The 8,265-nt window shown below is 71.0% G+C and carries 8 protein-coding genes; 5 read left to right on the top strand and 3 right to left on the bottom strand.

What is annotated here, in order from left to right:
• The first annotated feature begins 563 nt into the window (after positions 1–563).
• Positions 564–1,235 carry a helix-turn-helix domain-containing protein gene (locus tag ABZS54_RS13480; RefSeq protein WP_355534327.1) on the top strand — a complete coding sequence of 224 codons (672 nt, stop codon included), beginning with the start codon at positions 564–566 and terminating at the stop codon, positions 1,233–1,235.
• Positions 1,236–1,320: 85 nt separating this feature from the next.
• Entirely contained in the window at positions 1,321–2,100 is a 780-nt protein-coding gene (locus tag ABZS54_RS13475; protein WP_355534325.1) for a S16 family serine protease, read from the top strand.
• A gap of 68 nt (positions 2,101–2,168) precedes the next feature.
• Here the strand turns inward: ABZS54_RS13475 and ABZS54_RS13470 are convergent, their stop codons facing one another.
• Positions 2,169–2,342, bottom strand: coding sequence for a hypothetical protein (locus ABZS54_RS13470; RefSeq protein WP_355534323.1), 174 nt, complete (start codon positions 2,340–2,342; stop codon positions 2,169–2,171).
• Between the two features lie 213 nt (positions 2,343–2,555).
• A complete protein-coding gene (locus ABZS54_RS13465) occupies positions 2,556–3,026 on the bottom strand; it encodes an Lrp/AsnC family transcriptional regulator (protein ID WP_355534321.1) in 471 nt (156 codons plus the stop codon).
• A gap of 70 nt (positions 3,027–3,096) precedes the next feature.
• On the opposite strand from ABZS54_RS13465, the gene ABZS54_RS13460 reads away from it, so the two are divergent.
• Positions 3,097–4,464: an FAD-linked oxidase C-terminal domain-containing protein gene (locus ABZS54_RS13460; RefSeq protein ID WP_355534319.1), complete on the top strand. Its 1,368-nt coding sequence runs from the start codon at positions 3,097–3,099 to the stop codon at positions 4,462–4,464.
• A 636-nt stretch (positions 4,465–5,100) separates the two neighbouring features.
• Positions 5,101–5,949, top strand: coding sequence for a helix-turn-helix transcriptional regulator (locus tag ABZS54_RS13455; protein WP_355534317.1), 849 nt, complete (start codon positions 5,101–5,103; stop codon positions 5,947–5,949).
• 331 nt (positions 5,950–6,280) lie between these two features.
• On the opposite strand, the gene alaS is transcribed toward ABZS54_RS13455, so the two are convergent.
• Complete coding sequence (alaS, locus tag ABZS54_RS13450; RefSeq protein WP_355534315.1) at positions 6,281–7,579, bottom strand: alanine--tRNA ligase; 1,299 nt, start codon at positions 7,577–7,579, stop codon at positions 6,281–6,283.
• A 240-nt stretch (positions 7,580–7,819) separates the two neighbouring features.
• Here alaS and ABZS54_RS13445 point away from each other — a divergent pair, with 240 nt between their 5' ends.
• Positions 7,820–8,182 carry a hypothetical protein gene (locus ABZS54_RS13445; protein ID WP_355534313.1) on the top strand — a complete coding sequence of 121 codons (363 nt, stop codon included), beginning with the start codon at positions 7,820–7,822 and terminating at the stop codon, positions 8,180–8,182.
• Positions 8,183–8,265: the final 83 nt, after the last annotated feature.

Genomic DNA, 8,265 nt, shown 5'->3' with positions numbered 1-8,265 from the left:
GGCCGAGCCGGGCCGCTGACGTGGAGCCGGCCCCGGGCGGGCGGCCTCGACCCCGACGGCGCGTGCAAGCCCGCGCCGGTGCGGATCGCAGCCGGGCCGTGGGAGCGGGCCGAAGCCCCATCGCAGGTGTCGATCGAAGCTCGGTCGCGAGCGCGGGTTCGGGTACCGAGCCGGGCGTCGATCTCATGGGTTGGGACGGTGTGTCCGGCTGATGAGTACGGGCTTGCCCCGCCCCGCTCTTGAGGACACGTGTCCAGGATCGCATTTTGCGATTTGTGAAGTATGTGTAGTACATCCCGGTTCAGCGGATATTTTTCCTGTCCGTATCCCGGATATCCAGTGCCAAAACTGCCCCCTCTGGTTAGCGTGATCTTCCGACGCTCCGCGAAGGAGAAACCGTCCTTCGCGGGCGTGGGAATCCGTTCGGCCTGCCCGCCGAGTGGTGACGAGTACGTGTCCTGGCCCCATGACCTGGCGCCGCACAGCCTCGCGAATGTGGTGTTTCGTTCGGGGATCGAACGCCGCTGGACGTAATGCAACGTCACGCGAAGGGAGGGGGGCCGGTGGTCGCCGAAACGTCACAGACCCTGGACCGAGGTCTCAAGGTCCTCGAACTGCTCGCCGATGCCTCGGACGGCTTGTCGGTACACGACATGGCCGCCGCACTCGGCGTCAACCGCACCGTCGTCTACCGCATCCTCGCCACGCTCGAACAGCACGGCCTCGTCCGGCGCGACGAGAGCGGACGCACCAAACTCGGTCTGGGCGCGCTGCAACTGGCCCGTCGGGCACACCCCCTGGTTCGCGACGCGGCGGTGCCCTGTCTGCGCCGACTCGCCGAGGAGACCGGCGCCACCGCACACCTGACCATCGTGGACGGCATGGAGGCCTTGGTGGTAGCGGTGGCCGAGCCCACCTGGACCGACTACCACGTGGCCTACCGGGTCGGTTCGCGGCACGCGCTGGACGCGGGGGCCGCGGGTCTGGCCATCCTGGCTGCGCGCCGTGTGACGGCGGGCCTGGACGGGCCCAGGTCCTACGTGTACGCCCCCGGCGACGGTCGGCACACGGTGCCCGGGATCGCGGCCTCGGTGCCGGATCTCGCAGCGGTCGAGTCGAGTGTCGGGATCGTCTCGCTCGGCAACCTGGACACCGAGCGGCTGGGCCGCCGGGTGGCCGAGGCGGCGGCCGAACTGTCCGACGAGCTGGGCGGAGTGCGGGTTTCCGCCGCGTAGCGCGGGCGTGGTGGCGAGACTCGGATCGCCGACCGCGTCCCGGTGAGGCGAGTCCGGTACGGCGTGCGGGGCCGCGCCGTGTTTAATGCCAGGCGTGGCCCGTACCAAGCTCACCCTCCCGGTGTCCCTGCTCCTCGTCGCGATCCTGTTCGGATTCGCGTTCCTGGTGCCGATGCCGTACGTCCTGATCACGCCGGGATCGGTGGCCGACACGCTCGGCGAGGACGGGGGGCGGCCGGTGGTCGAGATCTCCGGCCCCGTCGCGGTGTACCCGACGACCGGGCACCTGCTGCTGACCACGATCCACGCGAGCGGACGCGACGAGAAGCATCGGCTGGCATCGCTGATCGATGCGTGGTGGGACACGGACGAGTCGGTCGTGCCGCGGAAGTCCATCTACCCGGACGGCAAGTCGGTCGAGCAGGTCGTCGAGACCAACGTCAAGGACATGGTCAAGTCGCAGGATGCCGCGACCGTCGCGGCGCTCAAGTACCTCGGCAAGTCGCCCGACCAGGTCAAGGTCACGCTGCACCTGAGCGATGTCGGCGGGCCGAGCGCGGGGTTGTTCTTCGCGCTCGGCATCGTGGACAAGCTGACCGAGGGCCAACTCACCGGCGGGCGGACGATAGCCGGCACAGGGGCGATCGATGCGGACGGCAAGGTCGGCGAGATCGGTGGGCTGCCGATGAAGCTGCTTGGTGCGAAGCGGGCCGGTGCGACGGTTTTTGTTTTGCCCAAGGGGGAGTGTGCGGAGGCCGGGCGGGTGGGGTCCGAGGGGCTTCGGCTGGTTCCGGTCGAGACGCTCTCGGGGGCGGTCGAGGCGCTCCATGCGTTGGATGCCGGGGGCAAGGTGGCCTCTTGTTGACGTTGGGGATTTGGCCTCAAGCGCCGGCCGGGCTGCTTGGCCTCAAGCGCCGGCCGGGCTGCTTGGCCTCAAGCGCCGGCCGGGCTGAGTGGCCTTGAGGGCCGGCTGGGCTGAGTCGCGATCGCGACCACGACCCCGATCAGGGTCGCGATCACCATGCACTGGAACGCGGCGCTCGCGTGCATCCAGGTCTCGATCCAGAGCTGCTCGCGGCGGCTGGAGACGTAGTCCCGGAAGCTCAAGGCGGCCCTTCCCGCGATTCTGGTGATGACCGTAGACGGTTACCGCCGTCGCCCTACCGGGAAACGCACGATGGGCCGAGCGTGCGGATTCGTGACCCGTTCCGGTGCCCCGTCACCCGTCCGCCGGGCTCCGCCGCGGTCGCCGCTCGCACCTGACTGCCGCAGTCCGACCCGTACCGTCGGCGCGCCGTACCGCCGGCGCGGGCGCGACCTTCACCCCTCCGTCACCGCGCACTCCACCAGCGGCAGCACCCGGTAGGGCACCGGGTTCTCCAGCGCGACCGTGGTGGACGCGCGGACCACGCCGTCCAGTTCGATGATCTGCTCGATCACCCGTTGCAGGTCCTCGTTCGAGCGCGCGACGATCCGGCACAGCAGGTCGCCCCGGCCGGTGATCGCGTGCACTTCGAGCACCTGCGCCACGCACTCCAGTTGCTTGCGCAGGTCGCGCCCCTGACCCTGGCGGATCTCCAGGGTCGCGAAGGCGGTCACCGAGAAGCCGAGCGTGGCGGGATCCACGTCCGGCCCGAAGCCCCTGATCACCCCGGCCTCGCGCAGCCGATCCAGGCGCGCCTGTACCGTCCCGCGCGCCACCGCCAGCCGGCGCGAACACTCCACGACACCGATCCGCGGTGTTTCCACCAGCAGCCGGATCAGCGCGGCATCCAACCGGTCGATCTGCAAGGTGCCCTCCCTCGGGGACTGTTTCCCGGTGCCTACCCTGGGGCCATTCACGGCCACACCGGGAGGCAGCATGACCACCGATCTGATCGCGGCACTGCGGGAGGAGCTGCCCGCGCACACCCTGGTGACGGACGCGGACATCGCCGCATCGTACGCGCGCGACATGGCCGGCCTGTGTGCGGCCGGTGACCCCGCGGTGGTGGTCCTGGCCGAGACCACCGAGCAGGTGCAACACGTGATGCGGGTGGCCACGAGACTGCGGGTGCCGGTGGTCCCGCAGGGCGCGCGCACCGGTCTGTCCGGCGGCGCCAACGCGGTCGACGGCTGCATCGTGCTCTCACTCGTACGGATGAATCGCATCCTGCACATCGACCCCGTCGACCGTACGGCCGTGGTCGAGCCGGGGGTGGTCAACGCCGACCTGTCCAAGGCGACTGCCGAGTACGGCCTGGTCTACCCGCCCGACCCGTCCAGCTGGGAGACCTGCACGATCGGCGGCAACATCGGCACCGGCGCGGGCGGGTTGTGCTGTGTCAAGTACGGGGTGACCGCCGAGTACGTGCTCGGCTTGGAGGTCGTGCTCGCCGACGGGCAACTGCTGCACACCGGGCGGCGGACCGCCAAGGGCGTCGCGGGCTACGACCTGACCCGGCTGTTCGTCGGCGCGGAGGGCACACTCGGCGTGGTCACCCGGGCCACCCTCGCGCTGCGCCCCACGCCGCCGCCCGGGCTGGTGATGGTGGCCCAGTTCGCGAGCACCGCCGCGGCGGCCGGCGCGGTCTCGGCGATCATGGCGGCCGGACACACACCGTCGTTGATGGAGCTGATGGACGGCACCACCCTGCGTGCGGTGAACGCGCTGGCGAACATGGGCCTGCCCGAGCACAGCGCCGCGCTGCTCCTGGTCGCGGTGGACACCCCGGCGCCCGCCGCCGAGTTGGCCGCGATCGAGGCGATCTGTACCGAGGCGGGCGCGTTCGAGGCGTTCACCGCCGAGGACGCCGAGGACTCGGCGCTGTTCATGCAGGCCCGTCGACTCGCGCTGCCCGCACTGGAACGGTTGGGCACCAGCATGATCGACGACGTCGCGGTGCCGCGCTCGCGGCTCGGCGACATGCTCGACGGGGTGGCCGCGATCGCCGAGCGGCACGACACGGTGATCGGGGTGTGCGCGCACGCGGGGGACGGGAACGCCCACCCGATCGTGATCTTCGACGCGACCGACCCGGCGGCGGTCGAGCGGGCCCGGGTCGCGTTCGACGCGATCATGCGCCTGGGGCTGGACCTGGGCGGCACGATCACCGGCGAGCACGGCGTCGGCATGCTCAAGCGGGACTGGCTCGCCGAGGAACTGGGGCCGGTGGGTGTGCGGGTGCATCGGGGCGTGAAGGCCGCGTTCGACCCGATGGGCATCCTCAACCCGGGGAAGGTGATCTGAGCCCGGGACCGGGTAGGGGCGCCGCCGCGGGCCGGGGCCGTCCGGGTATCGCCGAGCGCGTCGCCGGACCAGGCGTGCGCGCTTCGTGGTGTTGCCGTGCGCACCCGAGCGTCGCTGTGTGTGCTCGGGGCGTTGCCATGTGTGTCGAGAGCGGGCCGGGCTCCGCCGGAAGTCCCATCGCGTACTTCCCGGGCGGCATGCCTCGGGGGTACCTCGGGGCTCGGGTCGTCCTTCGGTAGTAGGGCCGATCGGCACTCCCGGGCGACGCCGCACGGGGGGTGCGACGCCTAGGTTTGTGGATGTCGCCCCTGCTGGGGCGCACGGTGTCGCCTTCTCGGGCGGGACGGGTTCGTTCGGAGGTGGCGGTCGTGGAGAAGCGGGACAGTCGAGAGGTACGGGTCGCGGCGATCGCGCTGCGCCGCCGTCGACAGGCACGCGCACAGGCCACCGCCCGACTCGTCACCGCGATTCGCCGGGCCGCCTGATCCCTTCGGCCGCCCGCGCGGCGGGTGCCGGTGCGCGTGCGTATCGGTTGCCTGCGCATCCCGGTCACCTGCGGAATGCCCAACCGGGGACCGGTGATCCAGGGACGGATGGTCCCTGGTTACCGGACATGGGACGTCGGATCCTGAGGGCATGAGCGATCGACAGGAACTGGCTCACTTTCTGCTGTGCTGCCGGGAACGGCTGTGCCCGGCGGACGTGGGGCTGCCCGACGGGGTCCGACGGCGTACGGCCGGACTGCGCCGTGAGGAGGTCGCGCGGCTGGCCGGGATGTCGGTCGACTACTACGCACGCCTGGAGCAGAACCGGGGGCCGCACCCGTCGCCGCAACTGCTGGCCGCGCTGGCCCGCGCGTTGCGGTTGGAGGCAAACGACCGCGATCACCTGTTCCACCTGGCCGGGCACGTTCCGCCGGGGCGGTCCTCCGGTGGTGACGAGCACGTGTCGCCCGCGATATTGCTGATCCTGGATCGGCTGCACGACGTGCCGGCGCAGGTGATGTCGGATTCGGGCGACGTGCTCGCGCAGAACGCGATGGCGGTGGCGCTGCTGGGGCCGAACGTCGGGCGCAACGTGCTGGTGCGGTGGTTTACCGAGCCGGCCTCGCGGTTGCGCTTTCGCGCGGCGGAAGCGGATGGGATGTCCCGGGCGTACGTCGCCGACCTGCGGGCCACGCTGGTGGGGCGACCGGCCGATCCCGGGCCCGCGGCGGTGGTGGCGCGCTTGCGCGCGCGGTCGGCCGAGTTTGCCGCGCTGTGGGACGCGGACGCAGAGGGGGCCGGGGGCGAGGGAACCGGGCGGCGCGGGACAGGCGTGACGATTCGGCATTCGGAGATCGGGGAGATCACGCTGCGGCGTCAAGTGCTCGTGGTCGTCGAGGCGGGGCAGCGGGTGATCGTCCATACCGCGCCTGCGGGGAGCCGGGCGGCGGGGCAGTTGGCGTTGCTGCGGGTCGTCGGGGTGCAAACGATGTCGGTCTAGGCCCTGTCCGGCGGATCTCGGCGGGTCCGCACCGGACGACCCGGCCCGATCCACCGAGATCCGCCGGACAGGACCCAGGTCCCCGGGAGGTGACCATTCGCCGATGGCGGTGCCGGTGACGGGGACTTGGTAGCGGATGGCGAGTCCGTCGTACCAGGGCCACCACCGCGCGGCGCACCGGCCCGGTCGGGTTGCCGTCGGGCGCCGGCCGGGTCGAGTCGCCTCGGGCGCCGGCCCGGGTGCACGGGTGCGGCCGGCGCCGGGCTTGGGTCGGTTTCGAGTGCCGGCCCGGTTGGGGGACTCGGATTCGAGTCCCCCGTGGGCCGTCGGGTCAGGGGTGGTGAGGCGGAGTGAGCAGGGATCGGAGGTGGGGGTCGTCTACTGTCAGGCCCGCTTCGTGGGCCGCTTCGAGGGTGAGGTCCGGGGGGAAGCCGTGGGAGTCGTAGAGGGTGAAGACGGTTTCCGCGGGGAGGTCGCGGTGGCCTCCTTCGAGGCGGCGGCGAATTGCCCTGTCGAGGAGGCGGGTGCCTCGGCGGAGGGTGCGGTCGAAGGACTCCTCCTCGCGAGTGGTCAGGTCCTCGATCAGGGACGCCGCACGGGTGAGTTCCGGCCACGCGGGCCCCAGGTTCGCGACCACGCTCGCGGTGACCGGCGGCAGGATCGGGCCCTCGATGCCCAGGCGGCGGCCGTGTCGGATCGCCCGTCGGATCAGCCTGCGCAGCACGTACCCGGTGCCATCCTTGCCCGGCCGGATGCCGTCCGCGAGCAGGAACGCGATCGCCCGCGCGTGGTCGGTGAGGATCTCGAAGGACACCCGACGCGGGTCCTCGCGGTCGACGGGGGAGTAGTGGCGGCCCGCCAGTTCCTCCACCGTCGCAAGCGTGGGTCGCAGCAGGTCGGTCTGGACGGTGCTGTCCACCCCCTGGAGCACGGTCGCGAGTCGATCCAGACCCAGGCCCGTGTCGATGCCGGTGCGCGGCAGGCCGCCCAGTACGGGGAAGCCGCCGCCGGGCTCGATCTCGCCGCGCAGGCTGCGCATGAAAACCAGGCTCCACAACTCGACGAAGCGCTCCGAGTCGACCGAGGGTCCGCCGTCGCGGCCGTACGCCGGGCCCCGGTCGTAGGTGACGTCCGAGCACGGACCGCACGGTCCCGGCACGCCCATCGACCAGAAGTTGTCCGCCGCGCCCAGGCGTTGGATTCGCTCGGACGGCACGCCGACCGAGCGCCAGATGCGTGCCGAATCGTCGTCGTCCTCGTAGACGGTGATCCACAACCGGTCGGGGGAGAGATCGAAGTACTCGGTCAGCAACTCGTACGCGTACCCGATCGCCTCCGTCCGGAAGTAGTCGCCGAAGGAGAAGTTGCCGAGCATCTCGAAGAAGGTCGAGTGCCGGCGGGTGTGTCCGATGTTGTCGATGTCCACGGTGCGCACGCACTTTTGCACTGACGTCGCGCGCGGGAAGTCGGGTTCGACATCGCCCAGGAACCACGGCTTGAACTGGTTCATCCCCGCGTTGGACACGAGCAGGCTCGGATCGGGCGGCAGCAGCGAACCGGACGGCACCAGGCGGTGTCCGCGCGAGGTGAAGAAATCGAGGAAGGTGGAGCGGATCTGTGGCGAGAGCATGGTGAATCGGCCTTCGCGAGAGCAGCGGGCGGTGGGAGTACACACGCCGAGCCGGGCCGAGCGGCGCTATAGCGCTCGGTTCGCCGGCCCGACGCCGGTAGCTCGCTGTCCGTTGATCCACATGCCTCGACGATAACCGAGGAGCCGCCGAAGTCGACGGGATTATCGCGCCGCGCGCCCGATGCCGTCCGGCCGTGCACCGGCGCCGCCCGGCGGCGGGCATGGCCTACCGTGACTGTCATGAGCGACCAGCCGAGCCATGAGGCGCCGTACGGCCAAGGTGCCGATCTGCGGCCGGACATGGCCGACCGGCTGCGCTCCTACTGGGGTTTCTCCGCGCAGCGCGAACGCCAGGCCGCGATCGGCCGGGCCGCGCCGCGAAAGCGGCGGCACGTCGAGGTGCAGTGCGGCAAGTGCGGCTCGACCAAGGTGAGTACCGACATCGTCGGTGACTACGTGTGCGGTTCGTGTGCCGCGCGCTGGCGTCCGCCGACGGCCGCGGACGGTCCCACGTGTCCCGAGTGCGGCTCGGGCAAGGTGTCCTCGATGCCGTACGGGGACCGCAAGTGTCGGGACTGCGATCACCAGTCGCGTCCCAGCTGACCTGCGGTTACGCCGGGAAGCCCTTGTTTTGTACGGCTGTTGCGGATACCCACGGACGCAAACGATCAACGTGGGAGGCAGCG

The sequence above is a fragment of the Embleya sp. NPDC005575 genome, assembly GCF_040605455.1.
In the GTDB taxonomy this organism is placed as follows: domain Bacteria; phylum Actinomycetota; class Actinomycetes; order Streptomycetales; family Streptomycetaceae; genus Embleya.
The sequence above is the reverse complement of the archived record's forward strand: the minus strand, read 5'-3'. Positions and strand labels throughout refer to the sequence as shown.